This window comes from Prosthecobacter sp. (assembly GCF_046154365.1).
GTDB lineage: Bacteria > Verrucomicrobiota > Verrucomicrobiia > Verrucomicrobiales > Verrucomicrobiaceae > Prosthecobacter.
Genome location: NZ_JBJXFV010000066.1, coordinates 125,446 through 142,112, shown reverse-complemented (window position 1 = coordinate 142,112; position 16,667 = coordinate 125,446). Strand labels below are relative to the sequence as shown.

General features: G+C 59.1%; 17 protein-coding genes. 10 read left to right on the top strand and 7 right to left on the bottom strand.

Going from position 1 to position 16,667, the window contains the following annotated elements; translation table 11 throughout:
• Positions 1-163 precede the first annotated feature (163 nt).
• The 4 genes from ACKVY0_RS08710 to ACKVY0_RS08695 all read left to right on the top strand — a co-directional run bounded on the left by ACKVY0_RS08710 (position 164) and on the right by ACKVY0_RS08695 (position 3,172).
• Positions 164-898, top strand: a complete 735-nt coding sequence (locus ACKVY0_RS08710; RefSeq protein WP_409214413.1) for a sulfotransferase — start codon at positions 164-166, stop codon at positions 896-898.
• Positions 895-1,398 (top strand): adenylyl-sulfate kinase, encoded by a 504-nt coding sequence (gene cysC, locus ACKVY0_RS08705; RefSeq protein WP_409214412.1) that lies wholly within the window; start codon positions 895-897, stop codon positions 1,396-1,398. Before ACKVY0_RS08710 ends, cysC begins: the two co-directional genes overlap by 4 nt.
• A gap of 67 nt (positions 1,399-1,465) precedes the next feature.
• On the top strand, positions 1,466-1,960 hold the full coding sequence (rplI, locus tag ACKVY0_RS08700; protein ID WP_409214411.1) for a 50S ribosomal protein L9: 495 nt from the start codon (positions 1,466-1,468) through the stop codon (positions 1,958-1,960).
• A 174-nt stretch (positions 1,961-2,134) separates the two neighbouring features.
• The gene (locus tag ACKVY0_RS08695) at positions 2,135-3,172 is read left to right on the top strand and encodes a Gfo/Idh/MocA family protein (protein ID WP_409214410.1); all 1,038 of its coding nucleotides are present in this window, start codon (positions 2,135-2,137) and stop codon (positions 3,170-3,172) included.
• Between the two features lie 216 nt (positions 3,173-3,388).
• Here ACKVY0_RS08695 and ACKVY0_RS08690 read toward each other — a convergent pair whose 3' ends face one another.
• From ACKVY0_RS08690 to ACKVY0_RS08660, 7 genes are all read right to left on the bottom strand, one after another.
• Entirely contained in the window at positions 3,389-4,210 is an 822-nt protein-coding gene (locus ACKVY0_RS08690; RefSeq protein ID WP_409214409.1) for a VacJ family lipoprotein, read from the bottom strand.
• Positions 4,207-4,782 (bottom strand): phospholipid-binding protein MlaC, encoded by a 576-nt coding sequence (locus tag ACKVY0_RS08685; protein ID WP_409214408.1) that lies wholly within the window; start codon positions 4,780-4,782, stop codon positions 4,207-4,209. Before ACKVY0_RS08685 ends, ACKVY0_RS08690 begins: the two co-directional genes overlap by 4 nt.
• Positions 4,779-5,258 (bottom strand): outer membrane lipid asymmetry maintenance protein MlaD, encoded by a 480-nt coding sequence (mlaD, locus tag ACKVY0_RS08680; RefSeq protein WP_409214407.1) that lies wholly within the window; start codon positions 5,256-5,258, stop codon positions 4,779-4,781. Before mlaD ends, ACKVY0_RS08685 begins: the two co-directional genes overlap by 4 nt.
• Positions 5,255-6,064, bottom strand: a complete 810-nt coding sequence (locus ACKVY0_RS08675; protein ID WP_409214406.1) for an ABC transporter ATP-binding protein — start codon at positions 6,062-6,064, stop codon at positions 5,255-5,257. The genes mlaD and ACKVY0_RS08675 overlap by 4 nt, the downstream gene beginning before the upstream one ends.
• A gap of 2 nt (positions 6,065-6,066) precedes the next feature.
• Entirely contained in the window at positions 6,067-6,843 is a 777-nt protein-coding gene (locus ACKVY0_RS08670) for an MlaE family ABC transporter permease (RefSeq protein ID WP_409214405.1), read from the bottom strand.
• Between the two features lie 79 nt (positions 6,844-6,922).
• On the bottom strand, positions 6,923-8,362 hold the full coding sequence (dnaA, locus tag ACKVY0_RS08665; protein WP_409214404.1) for a chromosomal replication initiator protein DnaA: 1,440 nt from the start codon (positions 8,360-8,362) through the stop codon (positions 6,923-6,925).
• 294 nt (positions 8,363-8,656) lie between these two features.
• Positions 8,657-9,703, bottom strand: coding sequence for a DUF3500 domain-containing protein (locus ACKVY0_RS08660; protein ID WP_409214403.1), 1,047 nt, complete (start codon positions 9,701-9,703; stop codon positions 8,657-8,659).
• Positions 9,704-9,893: 190 nt separating this feature from the next.
• On the opposite strand from ACKVY0_RS08660, the gene ACKVY0_RS08655 reads away from it, so the two are divergent.
• The 6 genes from ACKVY0_RS08655 to ACKVY0_RS08630 all read left to right on the top strand — a co-directional run bounded on the left by ACKVY0_RS08655 (position 9,894) and on the right by ACKVY0_RS08630 (position 16,658).
• Positions 9,894-11,552, top strand: a complete 1,659-nt coding sequence (locus tag ACKVY0_RS08655; RefSeq protein ID WP_409214402.1) for a GspE/PulE family protein — start codon at positions 9,894-9,896, stop codon at positions 11,550-11,552.
• 45 nt (positions 11,553-11,597) lie between these two features.
• Entirely contained in the window at positions 11,598-13,265 is a 1,668-nt protein-coding gene (locus tag ACKVY0_RS08650; RefSeq protein ID WP_409214401.1) for a GspE/PulE family protein, read from the top strand.
• 121 nt (positions 13,266-13,386) lie between these two features.
• A complete protein-coding gene (locus ACKVY0_RS08645; protein WP_409214400.1) occupies positions 13,387-14,667 on the top strand; it encodes a type II secretion system F family protein in 1,281 nt (426 codons plus the stop codon).
• A 28-nt stretch (positions 14,668-14,695) separates the two neighbouring features.
• On the top strand, positions 14,696-15,373 hold the full coding sequence (locus ACKVY0_RS08640) for a type II secretion system protein (protein ID WP_409214399.1): 678 nt from the start codon (positions 14,696-14,698) through the stop codon (positions 15,371-15,373).
• Between the two features lie 68 nt (positions 15,374-15,441).
• A complete protein-coding gene (locus tag ACKVY0_RS08635; RefSeq protein WP_409214398.1) occupies positions 15,442-15,789 on the top strand; it encodes a hypothetical protein in 348 nt (115 codons plus the stop codon).
• Between the two features lie 74 nt (positions 15,790-15,863).
• Positions 15,864-16,658, top strand: a complete 795-nt coding sequence (locus ACKVY0_RS08630; protein WP_409214397.1) for a class I fructose-bisphosphate aldolase — start codon at positions 15,864-15,866, stop codon at positions 16,656-16,658.
• The last annotated feature ends 9 nt before the right edge of the window (positions 16,659-16,667 follow it).

Here is a 16,667-nt window from a genome sequence, read left to right as displayed (position 1 = left end):
GAGCGATGCGCTGATCTCTTTGCGTGCGCTTTACCTGACGCCCTCACGCTGGAACCACTTCTGGCAACAGCACTCCCAGCCGTCTGCTTCTTCGCTTTAATCTACATCATTCCGGCGACGCACCCGTGGTCAAGGCAACACCGAAGCCGCCGACGGTGCGCTCTTGAAGCTCAAACTGCTCCGCAGTGAACACCGCAAGGCCGAGAAGGAGCGCACCGAGCGCGTCCGCCAGGAAAACGCCGCCCGCGTGCCTGCCCTCGCCGCCGAAGGCCAGCGACGGCTCGAAGAAAAGCGTGAGCAAGCCGCCGCGATGAAGAGCGACATGCCCGCAGATCAAGAGTTCGTGCTCGTCAGCGGCCTACCCCGCAGCGGCACCAGCCTCATGATGCAGATGCTTCGCGCCGGTGGCATGGAACTCATGCACGATGGCAAACGCGAGGCCGACATCGACAATCCCGAAGGCTACTGGGAGTGGGAGGACATCAAAAACCTGCCCAAACGCCCGCTGCTCATCGAGCAGGCCCACGGCAAGGCCACCAAGGTCATCAGCGCCCTGCTGCCGAACCTGCCGCCGAAGCACAAGTACAAGATCATCTTCATGACCCGGCCCGTGCAGGAGGTCGTCGCCAGCCAGTGGCAGATGCTGGAGCACAAGGGCACGAACCCGAAGACCGAGCACCTCGAAACCGCGCAGCAAAAGCACGCGCTCGAAATCCTCACCGTGCTGCGCCAACACCCGCGCGTGAGTTTGTTGGAGGTGGAATACCCTGCCCTCGTCCGCGATCCGCAGGCCGGAGCGAACCGCATTGCCGAGTTTCTCGGCAACGAACGCCTGCCGCAGCGCCAGGCGATGCCCGCCGTTGTCAAACCGCAGCTCCATCGTCAGCGCAGCGCATGAAACCGGTGCTCTGGCTTTTCGGCCTGCCATCCTCGGGCAAAACGACGCTCTCACGGGACTTGCGTGATCATCTGCAAGCCGCAGGCACTCCCGTCGTGCTCCTTGATGGCGATGACCTCCGCTCCGGCCTCTGCGCCGATCTCGGCTATAGCGATGCCGACCGCAGCGAAAACCTGCGCCGCGCCGGGCATCTTGCCCAATTGCTCGCTGCGCAAGGTAACACAGTGATCTGTGCGTTCGTGACACCCAAAGAGCACCACCGCGAGCTGGTGAGGCAGATTCTTGGCGAACGCGTGAAATTCATCCACATCGACTGCCCACTGGAAGTCTGCGTCGCCCGCGATGTCAAAGGTCTCTACGCCAAAGCCGCCGCCCAGCAGATGACGGGCACGCAGGATGGCTTTGAAGCGCCCTTGCGTGCTGACCTCGGCATCCGCACCGACAACACCACCGTGCCACGCGCGCTCGACCGCCTCCTTGCGGCCTTGAAAGAACCCTGATTCCGTCTTTGACAGAGGTTAGGAGGCGTGTAGTTTCGCGCCCCTTTTCCCCCAGGGAACCGTCGCTATGCCAACCACACAAGTCATTCTCAAAGAACAAATCAAAGGTCTCGGAGCCGAAGCCGATGTCGTCAAGGTGAAGCGCGGCTTTGCCCGTAACTTCCTGCTGCCCCAGGGCAAGGCTTATGAAGCCACCAAAGGCAATCTCCGCTACACCGAGCGCCTCAAGGCTGTGCGTGCCGAGCGTGAAGCCAAGGAAACCCTCGAGGCCGAAAAGCTGGCCGCCAAGCTCAAGAAGCTGAAGCTGAAGCTCACCCTCTCCACCGGTCAGGGCGGCAAGGCCTTCGGTTCCATCACCACCATCGACATCGCCAAGGCTATCACCGAGGAAACGAAGCTGGAGATCGACCGTCACATGATCGTGCTGGAAAAGCCGATCAAGAGCACCGGCAACTTCGAAATCCTCGTCAAACTCGGCCACGAAGTCACCGCCACCGTCAAGCTGGCCGTCTCCTCCGCAGGCGCTCCGGCTCCGGCCGAAGGTGAAGACGCCGCTGATTAAGCGTTATCCATTCATTGTTCTCACGAGGCCGCACTTCACCGTGCGGCTTCGTTGTTTTCGGGGTTCAGCGGCAAAAATCACCCCCCGATGGCAAACATGCGAAAGAGCGTGGTTGAAACGTGGTATTGAAACGGACATTCTGCGCTTCGTTTGAAGCATTCCAACTCCACCACCATGAAGAAATACAACGTCGGGATCATCGGTTACGGCTGGGCCGCCAGCGCTCACATTGAAGCCATCAACAAAACCAAACAGGGCCAGGTCACCGCGATCTATTCCTCCCGCAAGCTGGACGATGCGGAATTGAGCGCCAAGCACGGCATGCCGATCAAGAGCTACCAGAACCTCGACGAGATGCTGGCCAATCCCGACATCCATGTCGTGGACATCTCCAGCTATCCCAGCCAGCACCGCAACCAAGCGGTGGCCGCGGCGAATGCGAAGAAGCACATCATCCTCGAAAAGCCGATGGCGAACTCATTGCAGGAAGTGCGCGAGATCGCCGCCGCCGCCAAAGCGAACGGTGTGAAGGGCTGCGTCTGCTTTGAGTGCCGCTTTTCGAATCAGTTCCAGGTCACCAAGGCACTCATCGACGAAGGCCTGCTTGGCAGCCTGCATTATGGCGAGGTCGATTATTACCACGGCATTGGTCCCTGGTACGGGCAGTTCCGCTGGAACACCGGCAAGAAAGACGGCGGCAGCGCCCTGCTCACCGCCGGCTGTCATGCGCTTGATGCGCTGCTCATGGTCATGGGCAACGAAGTCGAAAGCGTCAGCAGCTTCTCCACCAAGTCCAAGAGCGACATCTTCAAGCCCTACGAGTACGACACCACCAGCGTCACGATCATCAACTTCAAGAACGGCAGCGTCGGCAAGTCCGCCGCTGTGGTGGACTGCCTGCAGCCCTACTACTTCCACACCCACCTCTGTGGCAGCCAGGGCAGCGTGCTGGATGACAAATTCCACTCCATGAAGCTGCACACCGACAAGCACGCCTGGAGTAAACTCTCCATGAAGATGCTCGATTCCGGCGACGTGAGCGACCACCCCTATGAGACGCAGTTCCAGGCCTTCTTTGATGCTCTCGATGAAGGCAAGGACATGCCCCTCACCAGCTTCACCGAATCCCTCAAGAGCTTCGAAGTCATCTTCGCCTCCGACAAGAGCGCCGAGCAAGGCGGCAAGCCGGTGCGCATCGCCGATCTCGGCTAGGTTTGGGGCACCCGTGATGGGTTAGAAGTTATGGGTGCGGACAACGCATCACTTCTAACTCATCCCCCACCTGTCACGCATCGTCTCCTGCGCCACGGACACCGCTCCACTGTTAAGGCTGGCAGCAGCTCTACAACGGCATCGACTTCCGCGGCTGGAAAATCCGCACGGAAGCCGACTGTGGGACCAATTTTGATCCTGCCTAGAAGCTGCCAATCACTTCTTTGCCGCTTCGGCACGATTCTGAATGTAGGTGCTGCGGGCGGAGAGATAGGGATCGACGGCATCCTTGGTGGCGGTGTCGTAGGTGTCCAACTGGTCGGGCAACGAGCGCAGCGTGTTGGCGGCGGGCGGGACGGTGGTCCAGTCGTGCTTGGACCTGTCGCCATACCAGTACAAATAGGGCCAATTGATGGGATTGAGCGCGTAGTCGCCAACCATGCCAACGGTGTCACGCATGCTGCTGGGGCCGAGCAATGGCAGGACGATGTAGGCGCCATGGCCGATGCCCCACTTGGCAAAGGTCTGCGCGGTGTCTTCCGCCGGGACGTTGGCGAGCGCAGGGATTCTCTCCGCCGGACGGAAGATGCCGCCGATACCGCCGACGGTGTTGACGACGAATTTGCCCGTCTCCTGACCGGCACGCTTGAACTTGCCCTGCAGGGCGCAATTCACGAAGCGGACGGGGAACTTGACGTTCTCAAAGGCGTTGTCGATGCCCTTGCGCACGGGTTTGGGCATGAGCAATTCGTAGCCCTTCGAGATCGGGCGGAAGATAAAGGTGTAAAGCTGGTGATTGAACCAGAACGTCCCGCGATTAACCCGCTCCAGTGGATCGGCGACTGCCGCAGTCTCATAATCATCCAAGTCATCGGCGGCGGACCGAGCGGCTTTGGCGGCGGCCTTGCCTTTGCCTGCAACGGCCACAGAGGCGGCGGGAGAGGCCGGGGTGGCGGCAGATTTCGAAGCGGAGGAGCAGTCGGTCAGCAGCGGAGCCACTGCCAGCAACAGGAGATGAGTAAGTGTGTTAGATTTCATTGTGGGCGGGAGACGGACTGAGTAAGAGAGCTTATCACGGCGTTTGCGCCACCTTTTTTAAACTGGGCATCCAATTGACTGCGATAGTTGGCAATGAGACTGACCCCCTCGATCACCACATCGGCAATGCGCCAGCCTTCCACCTGCTCCATGCGGTAGATGACCGTGTATTGGCTGCCTTTGTACACCATGCTAGTGGGGACATCGACACGGCCGGCGGCGGGAGACACCGGGTTCAGGTAGGTGATGGCCGGATGCTCCCCGGGGGTGAATTTGTTGCTGTAGCTGCGGATGATGAGCGTCGTGAACAGTTGAGTGGCCTGCTTCTGCTGGACCGGCGTGAACTGCCGCCAGCCGGGACCGACGGCACGCTTGGTCATCGTCTCAAAGCTCACCTGCCGCTGCAGCACCGGCCGCAGGCTCTCGGCCAGGGTGCCACGCGTGGAGCGGTCGGCGACGGCGAGCACTTCATTCACCGCCGTTTTGAGACGCGTCTGCGCTTCGGCGAGCTGGGCGGAGAGGGTCAGCGGCGAAGCGACCATGAGGAGGGTGAGGAGCGAGCGGAGGGTCATGGAACAGGTTCTTTTTCGTCTTTTGCTTTTTCAACACTACCAAAGGCCATCTTCCCGATCAAGGACTCAAGATCGACGGAGGATTCCGTCATGGTGATCCGTGCGCCGGTTTCAAGATACGTTTCATCCGCGCCAGGAGCAAGCGCCACATACTTGTCGCCGATGAGGCCGGTGGTTTTGATGGATGCCATGGTGTCTGTCGGCAGCTTCAGGCCAGCGAGCACACGCAGCGTGACCATGGCGCTGTAGTCCGTGTCATCCACGCGGATACCTTCGACGCGACCGACGGGCACGCCGGCCACCAGCACGCTGCTGCCGGCGTTTAGACCACCGGCATTGGCAAAGCGGGCTTCGATCACATAGGTGTCGCCACCGATCAACGATCCAGAGCCGAGTTTGACGGTCAGATAGGCGACGGCGGCGATGCCCATGAGCACAAAGGCGCCAACGAAAAGTTCCAGCTTGGTTTGTTTCATGAGTCTTCGGAGTGGAGGGCTTCGCCGCGACGAATGGCAGCAAGGGTGCTGCCAAGTGCGGCCGCGCTGTCACGAAAATCGCACACCACCGGGGTGGTGGAGGCGGAAAATTCAGCAGGAGTCCCTTCAAAGCACATCCGCCCCTTGTCAAGCAGCGCCACACGATCGCTGGCGATCAGCGCCTCCGTCAGGTCATGGGTGACAACGAGCGCTGTGAAGCCGAACAGTCGCTGATACTTGGCGATCATGGCAAAGACTGCGTTGCGCCGCAGCGGATCGAGTCCGGCGGTGGGCTCGTCGAACAGCACCAACTCTGGCCGCGTCACAATCGCCCGCGCGAGGGCCAGACGTTTCTGCATGCCGCCAGAAAGCTGGCTGGGATAACGATCCTGAAACATATCGAGTTCGAGCTGGCGCAGGGCCTCCAGGCTGCGCTCACGAATCTCCTTGTCGGACAGATCGGTGGTTTGTTCCAGCGGCAGCGCCACATTTTCCAGCGCGGTCAGCGAATCGAACAACGCGTTGCTCTGAAAGAGGAAACTGCAACGGCGGCGGAACTCGGCACGGGCGGCGGCATCATCCATGTTGAGCGGACGACCATCAAAACGGATGATCCCCTCGTCCGGCCGAATCACGTCGGCCAGGCATTTCAGCAGCACCGATTTGCCAGTCCCGCTGCGGCCCAGCACCGTGACTAGACTGCCACGCGGCACGTCGAGGCTCGCACCGGCGAGCACGACGTTGTCATCGAAGCGCTTGTGCAGGCCTTCGATGTGCAGCAGCAGATTGTGTGTGTCGGCACCCATGATCAGACCAGGAACGAAGTGATGACGTAATCAGCCGCCAGCACAATGATGCTCGACTGCACCACAGCGCGGGTGGTGGAGGCGCTGACCGCACGCGCGCCCGTGGCCGAGGTACAACGATGCGCATTGAAACCGTGATAGGCGCACAGGGCGATGGTCAGCAGGCCAAAGGTAGCGGCCTTCGTGAAGCACTCCCGCACATCCTGCGACTCGATGGCCCGCTCCACCGATGACCAATAAACGCCCGGTTCCAGTCCCAGCAGCAGCGAACCAGACAGATTGCCGCCCCACAGCCCGACAGTGATGAACAACGCTGTCTGCATCGGATAGACCACCAGTGCCGCGAGCAAACGCGGGGTCACGAGATATGCATGACTGCTCACACCCATCGTCTCCAGCGCGGCGATCTGCTCCGTGTTGCGCTGGATGCCCAGCTCGGCGGCCAGTGCGGAACCCGCCTGCCCCACGAGCATCAGCGCGGCCAGCACCGGCCCCAGTTCACGCACAAGACTGAGCGACACCAGCGTGCCGAGCAAACTCTCAGAACCAAAGCGGTTGAGCACATAATACCCCTGCAAGCCGAGCACCAGTCCGGTGAACAGGCCCACAATCAGGATCACCGGCAGACAACGCACCCCCTGCTCAAAGCCAGCGCGAACAATGCGCCGCCCCAGGCGTCTGGAGCCGATGGCAGAACGAAATGAACGCCCGGTAAACAAGGCGAAGTCGCCCAGTTCATGGACGATGGAAAGAGTGTGACTGCCAACCGCGCGCAACATGCAATGACAGCAACCCTCGTTCAGCCGACGGTATTATGCAAACAGGCACAAGCCTCGAACCCAACAAAGATGATCGCGATCACCCTTCCCGAATTTTCCCGGCCAGAGAATCGAGCGTGCGCTTGAAGTCGTTGGAAGCGTTGAGGTTGTTGGTGACGACTTTGCAGGCGTGGATGACGGTCCCGTGATCACGCCCGCCAAATTCATCGCCAATCTGTACGAGTGGCAGCTTGGTGAGGGTGCGTGTGAGGTACATCGCCACCTGACGGGCTTCGGCGATGTTTTTGGGACGCCGCGGGCCGGTGAGATCGCTAACACGCAGATCGTAGTGCGTGGCGATGATGCGCTGAATGCGGTCCACCGTGACGGTCTTCGATTTATCTTCGTCGATCACGTCATGCAGCAGTGTGGCGAGGGCGGATTCGGTGGCGACAGCACCTTCGAGCGAAACGTGTGCAGCGACGCGCATGAGCGCGCCTTCGAGCTTGCGGACGTTGGCGCGGATGTGCTGCGCCATGAAGTCGAGAATCCAGGAATCGAGCGAGACATTGAAGTCACTCTGCTTGCGGCGCAGGATGGCAATGCGGGTTTCGAAATCCGGCACCTGAATCTGCGTGGCGAGACCCCACTCAAAGCGTGACACGAGGCGGCTTTCGAGATTTTTGATCTCGCTGGGCGGACGGTCGCTGGCGAGCACGATCTGCTTCGCGTTGTTGAAGAGTTCGTTGAAGGTGTGGAAGAATTCCTCCTGTGTGCTGTCCTTTCCCTCGAAGAAATGCACGTCGTCGATGAGCAGGACGTCGAGTTTGCGGAATTTTTGACGAAACTGGCTGAAGGTCTGCTTTTTGATGGCGTCCACGAATTCATTCGTGAACTGCTCGGAGGTAACGTAGCGCACATTGGCGCGTGGCTTGCGCGCGAGCACCTCCTGGCCGATGGCCTGCATGAGATGCGTCTTGCCGAGGCCGGTGGGGCCGTAAAAGAACAGCGGATTGTAGATGCGGCCCGGTTTTTCAGCGACCGCACGAGCGACGGCGACGGAATAGCTGCTGTTGGTGCCGATGACGTAGCTGTCGAAGTTGAACTTCGCATTCAAGCCAGCCTCGCTGAAGAAACGGATTGGCGCCGAGTCTGGGGCATTGACGCGAGCGGCCTTGAGTTCCGGCAGCGGCGCAAACGATGCGGCGGCGGGCAAGGGTTCAGTGGCGACGTGGAACTCAATGATCGCAGGCACGCCAGTGATCTCGGCCACGGCATCGGCGACGGCGACGGTGTGATTGCTTTCGATCCAGAGCTGATGAATCGGATTCGGCACGGTGATGATGAAGCGGCCATCATCGGCGAGACGTGCGGAGGTGCCGCTGAAGCAGCGCTGGAAGTTGTCGCCGCCGAGGCGCTTTACGAGCACCTCACACACGCGTTCCCACACTGTGGGAACGACCGTGAACAGTTCCGTGTGCGCCTGATGAACTGATCCATTATGGGAAGGTTGATTCGTGCTTTCATCGTGGCGCGCCATGTTGGGAGTGAGGTCGAAAGTGGGGTTGGGAAGTGGTGTCGAAAGAGATTCAATGGAGCAATCGAGAGCACATTGAACATCTTTTTAAATGACCACGCTTTGTATGACGAAACCGTCACCACTCACAAGCTCTTCTTCGATATATTTTTTGAAATCTCTATGCATAACGATGATATTTTTTGAAATCGTTTGCGCTTGGATGTGAAGATGTGCGCATTCGTGCGTGAACAAGCTGTGTACAGCTTGAGAACAACTGTGTGCAACTGCGATCAGGCACGCAAATTGCGTGCAGCTTCAATGCGCCTGCTTCACATGCTCGCCGAGCAGATCGCGGCCGAAATCGCCGTCGAAACTGCGCCACACGCTGTGAACGTGGTTGGCGTCGTTCTGCGTGTTGTCATACTCTATAAGGAAGGTCTTGCCCTGAACGCGGTAATAATGCGGTTCGCCGCGTTCCTTGCCACCAGCCCAGGCAAAATAAACCGGGCCGCTGCTTTTGATCTCGGCGCGGGCCGCTTCGGCGATTTCAGGTCGCAGGCGTTCGAGATATTCGGCGATGAGACGTGTGAGCATGGCCTGCTGCTTCTCATTGAGTTCCGAATTCGCGAGACCGGCGGGTGACAGTGCGCTGACCTTGTGTTCAGCAGCGGTGATCATCTCTTTGGGAGCCACCTCGGCGACGAAGACGGTCTTGAACTGCTCTGGAGTGAGTGATTTGACCAGTTCACGGCCCAGTTCCTCTTCCACAGCAAGCACCCGCAGTCCAGTGAGCGGTCCCTGACGGATTTCACCAGGGTTCGTGCCCATGAACGCCGGCGTGGCACGGAGAAGCTGCGCGTCCTTGATGGTGAAGTTCAGTGAGAGGTGATGACCTTCGACACGCCAGCCCCAGAGGCCTTTGTCCGCCGGTTCACCAAAAATGGAGACAAAATATTTCTCAGGATCACGCTTTTCACGCGTGGCAGCACGTTTGGACTCATCCGCACCCTCGATTTGATACAGCACTTCCTCGAGGCTCATGATGGTGACGGCTTTCGCGGAGCCGCTGAAACTGAGGCCGGTGTTTAATAGCGCATGCGCCAGCAGTTGCTGCTGCGGCGTCATTTCTTTCATGGGCAGCCCTTTGCGCTCGCGCGGGATGAAATGCCAGTTCTCACGCTCCTCGGCGGCAAAGTCGAAGCTGGCTTTGGCTTTTTGTTCGGGCGTAAGCGCAGCGAGGAACACTTTGGCGATGGCTGCCATCTGCGTGCCTGCCTCATGCGCATTGGCCGTAGATGTGAGGCTGGCAAGTGCAAGGCTGAGGCCGAAAAGCGGAACAGTGAAGCGCAGAGGGAGGTGCATGGTGGTGAATCGTCGTGATTGAGTCGGGGGGCAAGTCGAACGCTGGCAGAATCAGCGGTTTGTCATTGATCCTCATCATTTTTCATCCGGCATGCGCCGAGACGTTGACACTTTCCAGCGCGAGGTTGTAGTCTGGGCATTAACGAAAAATACCGCTCTCACGTCCCACCCGCCACGCAGATACGAATTCATGTACTCCAATGAAGCATACTTACTCGAACAGCTCCAGGAATCCGGACTGCTGACCGAACGTGACATCCAGCAGGCAAAAAGCGGCCTGAAACCCGGCGAGAGCGTCATCAGTGTGCTGATCAAGATGGGAACCGTCTCGGACGAGCAGATCGCCCAGATGGTGGCGGTCAGCTCCGGCATGGAGTACGTCGATCTGAACGGCTTTGAACCGCATGGCGGGCTGAAGGCGCTGGTACGTCTCGATGTGGCATTGAAATACAAGATCGCACCGTTGGGATCGAATGGCAGCACTTTGCAGATCGTCGTGGCTGATCCGTATGATTTTGAAACACTGGATGCGCTGCCGCATGTGCTGCAGCCGGACATTGAGTACTACTGCTCCACACCTGCGCTCATCAAAACGCTCCAGGCCAACATCTATGGCAATGAGGCGGTGATGGGAACCATCAAGGCCAAGAACGCCGACGGCACCGCAGGCGATGACGACGCCCCAGTCATCCGGCTGGTGACGAACCTGCTGATGGAGGCGTTCAAGCAAAAAGCCTCCGACATTCACATTGAGCCACTGGAAAAAGATATTCGTATCCGCTACCGCATGGACGGCGTGCTGATCGATGTGGAGCATCATCCGAAACGCCTGCATTCCGCGATCATCGGCCGCATCAAAATCATGACCGGCTCGATGCAGTTGGATGAAAAGCGCATCCCGCAGGACGGTCGCATCCAGATGTCCTACAATGAAAAGGAGATCGACATGCGCGTGTCCATCATCCCGACGAACAACGGCGAAAGCGTCGTCATGCGTGTGCTCGACAAGAGCAGCCTGAAGCTCGGACTCGTGGACCTGGGCTTCCTCAGTGATGATCAGGCCAGCTTTGAGCAGCTCATCACGTTGCCAGACGGCATCATCCTCGTCACCGGACCGACCGGCTCTGGCAAAACGACCACGCTTTATGCCTGCCTGAACTTCATCAACCGCCCGGACCGCAAGATCATCACAGTCGAAGACCCGGTCGAATATGAGCTGGCGGGCATCAACCAAGTCATGGTGAAAGAGGATATCGGCATGACCTTCGCCGCCGCACTGCGCGCCATGCTGCGTCAGGCGCCGAACATCATCATGCTGGGAGAAATTCGCGACTTGGAAACGGCCTCCATTGCCATCCAGGCCTCACTCACCGGCCATCTTGTCTTTAGTACGCTGCACACCAATGATGCGCCGAGCGCCGTGGCACGTCTCAGCGACATCGGCGTGAAGCCATTCCTCACCGCCTCCGCCGTGCGGGCGATCGAGGCGCAGCGGCTGGTACGCAAGCTGTGCGCCGACTGCAAATCCCCCACCTCTCTCAGTGATCGTGAACTGCGGGCGCTGGGGCTGGAAGCCTCCCAGCTGTTTGAAGCGACCGTCAACGGTGCCAACGGTTGTTCCAAGTGCCGGCAGGGCGGCTATCGCGGTCGCATGTCCCTCGTGGAGATTTTCAAAATCGACGACGAGGTGCGTAACATGATCAACCAGCAGCTCACCACACCGCAGCTCCGCAAGCGCGCGCGTGAACTGGGCATGCGCACTCTGCGTGAGGACGGCATCCGCAAGGTGCTTTCCGGCATGACCACCGCCGAAGAAGTGATCGAGGCCACGATGTCCGACGCCGATTGAGTTTCACCGGCACCCCCAACTGAATTCCATTCCTTACAGACGACTATGACACCTCAGAATGTGGTAGAGATGCTCGAAAACCGGGGCGTTATCGACAAAGGTCTCGCCTATGACATTGAGCAAGATGCCGTGCAGAACGGCAAGGACATCGTCCAGGTGCTGCTGGCGTACGGCATTTACACCAACGAAGACGAGTTTTGGGCACAGGTGGCCGATGAACTTGGCGCGGACCATTTCGACCTCGACAACTTCGAGCCACCGCCGTCCGTCCTCGCGCTGATCCCGGCGGGCATGGCACGTCTGTACGGTGCGTTTCCGATCACCCTGGACGGCCAGGGGCTGCACGTTGCCTTCACTGATCCGCTCAATCCGCAGCTCGTCGAAGACCTGCGCTTCGGCCTGGAAAAAACCATCGTGCCAGTGGTCGCACGCCGCAGCCAGGTGCAGACCTTGATTGAAAAGCACTACGGCAGCGGCGCACCGAGCATTGATGAAATTTTCGGCCAGCTCGGCAAGGGCGGTAAAGACGGCGGTGCCTCGCCTGAAATGGAGGCAAACTCCGCACCCATCGTGAAATTCGTCGATCTCGTGATGCACCAGGCCATCAAAGAGCGTGCGAGCGACATTCACTTCGAGCCGTTCGAGCGCGAGTTCAAAATCCGCTACCGCGTGGACGGTGCGCTCTATGAAATGGCCCCGCCGCCGATCCATCTCGGCACCTCCATCATTTCGCGCGTCAAGGTCATGGCGAACATGAACATCGCCGAGCGCCGCATCCCGCAGGACGGCCGCATCATGACCACCGTGGGCGGCAAGCCGGTGGACATGCGTGTTAACTCGCTGCCCACGCAGCATGGCGAATCGGTGGTGCTCCGCGTGTTGGACCGTTCCTCGGTGAACCTCGATCTCGAAGTGCTCGGCATGCAGCCATTCCTCTTCGACTACATCGTGGAGACGATCAACAAGCCCAACGGCATCTTCATCGTCACCGGCCCTACCGGTGCGGGGAAAACCACCACGCTGTACGCCTGCCTGCGCCGGATCAACACCATCGACTGCAAGCTGATCACCGCTGAAGACCCCGTCGAATACGAATTGGATGGCGTGATGCAGGTGCCGATCAACGACGCCGTGGGCCTCACGTTTGCCAAGGCGTTGCGCTCCTTCCTGCGTCAAGACCCTGACCGCATCATGGTCGGCGAAATGCGCGACCTCGAAACCGCGCAGATTGCGATTCAGGCGTCTCTCACCGGCCACTTGGTGCTCAGCACGCTGCACACCAACGATTCCGCCGGTGCCGTGACTCGTCTGGTCGATATGGGCGTGGAGCCGTTCCTCGTGTCCGCCACGTTGGAAGGCGTGCTCGCGCAACGCCTGCTGCGCACCATCTGCAAAAGCTGCCGCTCACCGTATGAGCCGAGCCTGCACATCCTCAACCAGCTCAACCTCTCCCCTGAAGATCTCGGCGGAAAACATTTCTACACCGGCTCCGGCTGCTCAACCTGCGGCAGCAGCGGCTACAAAGGCCGCAAGGGCATCTATGAACTGCTGGATGTCTCCGACCCCATCCGCGAACTCATCACCGGTCGCGCCCCATCTCTCGTGCTGCGCCAGAAGGCCATCGAGCTGGGCATGGTCACCCTGCGCGAAGACGGCCTGCGTGGCATCTACAATGGTGAAACGACCATTGAAGAAGTCCTGAAGTACACCTGATTGCTCAAGACCATCCGGATCGGCCTGTTCGAGTGCATCCTTGCACATTATTTGATGGACAGGACGCCCGCCGCCCCGGTATTCTCAATTTACCTGAACAAACGCCGCCACGACACGCCCTATGCCCAAGTTTCATTACATTGCCCTGGATCAAAACGGCCAGGAAACCGCCGGAGACCTTGATGCCGCTTCCGAGTCTGATGCCATCAACCAACTGCGCCTGTCCGGCCTCTACCCGACCAGTGTCGCCGCCGAAGGCCAGGGACAGGCCGCCGCCATCAAGAAGCGCGCCAAATCGAGCACCAAAGGCAAGACCAAGGTCGTCAAAGTAGGCGTCAATGCCAAGGTGAAGAGCAAGAGCCTGATGATTTTCACGCGCCAGCTTGCCACGCTCATTGACTCCGGCCTGCCATTGCTGCGCGGCCTCACCGTGCTGGGTCGCCAGGAGCCGAATCTGGTGATGAAGGGCACCATCAACACACTCGCCGACAACGTGCAGACCGGCAGCACCTTCTCCGAGAGCCTCCAGCAGTACCCGCGTATCTTCAACAAGCTCTACATCAACATGGTGAAGGCCGGCGAGCTTGGCGGCGTGCTCGAACTCGTGCTCAACCGCCTCGCTGAATACCAGGAGAAGGCCCAGAAGCTCAAAAACAAGATTGTCGCAGCGATGGTCTATCCCATGATCGTCATGTGCATCGCCGCTGGCATCATGGTCTTCCTCATGATGGTCATCGTGCCGCGCTTTGAAAGCATCTTCGAGGACATGCTGGGCAGCAAAGACAAGCTGCCGGAACTGACCAAATGGGTCATCGGCTTCAGCCGCAACATGTTCGAGTACAAATGGCTTTTGCTTGGCACACTGCTCGGCTCCATCGTCGGCTGGCGCATGCTGGCCGTGACCAAAGGTGGCCGCCGCTGGATCGACAAGATGAAGCTGAAGCTGCCGCTGTTCGGCGATGTGCAGCGCAAGACCGCCATCTCGCGCTTCACCCGCACCCTGGGCACCCTCGTCACCTCCGGCGTACCCATCCTGCAGGCGCTGAACATCACGCGGGACACCGCCGGCAACACCATTGTTTCCGACGCCATCACCAAGGTGCATGATGCCGTGAAAGAAGGTGAATCCATGGTTGCCCCGCTGGAATCCAGCGGCGTGTTCCCCCCGATGGTGATCTCTATGGTCGATGTGGGCGAAGAAACCGGCCAGTTGCCCGAGATGCTGCTCAAAATCGCCGACGTCTATGAAGACGAAGTCGATAACTCCGTCTCCGCACTCACCTCCATGTTGGAACCACTCATGATCGTCGTCCTCGCTCTCGTCGTGGGTGTCATCGTCATGGCGCTGTTCCTTCCGCTCATCGACGTGATCAAAAACCTCAGCGGCGGCGCTGGCGGCTAGACTTATCCCACCATTGCACCTTGGAGTTATGAAATTAACCCGATTCAGATTCAATTCACGCGCCTTCACCTTGGTGGAGATGCTCATTGTCATCACGATCATCGCCTTGCTCGCCTCGCTGACCATGGGTGCCTACACCTATGCCATGCGTTCCTCGAAGCGCCGTACCACCACCGGAACGTTTGAGGCGATCAAACTCGCCCTTGAACGTTACAACACGGAATTTGGCGAATTTCCTGAACCAGCCGGCAAAGAACAGATGGTGGAGATAATCCCCGGCAAATCCTACGACACTTCCGGTGCCGCCTGCCTCTACCAGGCGCTCACTGGAGACGGTTACGATCAAATCAAGGGCGTGAGTGCGTCCACCGGCTCCGACAAATCCAGTGCGGCCTCGGATGGAAAAACGGAGGGGACTGCTGAAATCAAAAACATGATGCTCGTGGAAGTTCCCCGCACCATCTGGACCGCCAAAAGTAGCCGTTACCTGATCATCGATGCGTTTGGTCGCCCGTTTCAGTACATCAAGGCCGCCAGTGCTACTGCGGCAGCAGGTGGAGCAGGGGGTGCTGCCACGACAGCGACCACCGTCAACTCCACCTACGACCTCTGGTCTTACAGTGAAGACGAGCAGAACATCACCTCGACCTCCATCCAGAGTCAGGAAGATCCCAAGATTTCAGTCAAATGGATCAAAAACTGGTGATGTCCTGTCTGATGATTGTTTATAAATTCGACATTGACTCCCAGTCTTCAGGCAAAGATTGATCCCGCATGCCCATCGGTCTCGCCATTGCCTCCATTCTTGCGCTGTTCATCAGCTTTTGGGCGTTGAATGTTGCGCGTGATCCCAGTGTCTGGCGGCTCTGGTGGATGGATCTGCTGGGCGTGCTGGATGTGGATTCGGACCGGGAACAGCGGCGCGCACAGGAAGTTCAGATGACCGTCATCTGCTACGCCGTCTTTGTCCTCCTGCTAGCTACCAGCCTCAGCGGTGCTTTTTGGACTGTCGATCTCGTACGTGAGTACAAGCGGGAGAAAACCCGTTTCGAACGCCAGATTGACAGCTCCAGCCGCGAAATCGACAAGGTCAAACGCAAACCTCAGCGCATCTCTCGTTGAACTTGCCCTTGTGGCATTTTGGTTTGCGTGCGGCGCTCATCGCTGCGAAGGAAACGGTTCATCCCACTTGATCCATGAACCGCCAGGAAAACCTCGAAGCCCTCTTTCGCAACGGCAAGACCGTCATTCTCCCCATTGACCATGGCTGCGCCATTCCCGTGCCCGGCTTGGAGAACCCCTTCCAGCTCATCGACCAGGTCAACGAATTCGTTGATGGCTATGTGATGAACCTCGGCGTCGCCTTGCGCGCGGCGGACAGTCTCGCTGGCAAAGGCATCATTCTGCGCACCGACATCTATAACACCCGTACCACCGGCGAGGGCGCTGGTAGCATTGGTGTTTATGGCGTCGAGGAAGCTGAGATGGTCGGTGCCAATGCCGTCATGAACATGCTCTACCCCGGCTCCGCCTATGAAAAAGCCAACTTCCAGGAATGCGCCGACCTCATCCGCCTCAGCCTCGATACTGACATCCCCGTCATCCTCGAATCCCTGCCCTTCGCACTCGGCGCTCCCGAAAAATACACCGTGGAAAACGTCAGCTTCGCCGTCCGCCTCGCCGCTGAACTCGGTGCCGATGTGGTGAAGACCCCCTACCCTACCAATGGCACGGTCGATGACTTCCGCCGCATCGTCGCGCAGAGCTTCGTCCCCGTCATCATCCTCGGTGGTGCCGCCATGGGAGACGACGCTGGATTACTCAAGATGGTCGAAGACGCCATGAATGCCGGGGCCGCAGGCGTCGCTATCGGGCGCAACGTTTGGCAGCACAAAAATCCCGCCGCCATCGCCCGCAGCATCGCCGCCGTCGTGCATGAGGATGTTTCCGCGCTCGAAGCGCTCTCCCTGCTGAAAGAACCCGTGCGCTGATTCAGTTTC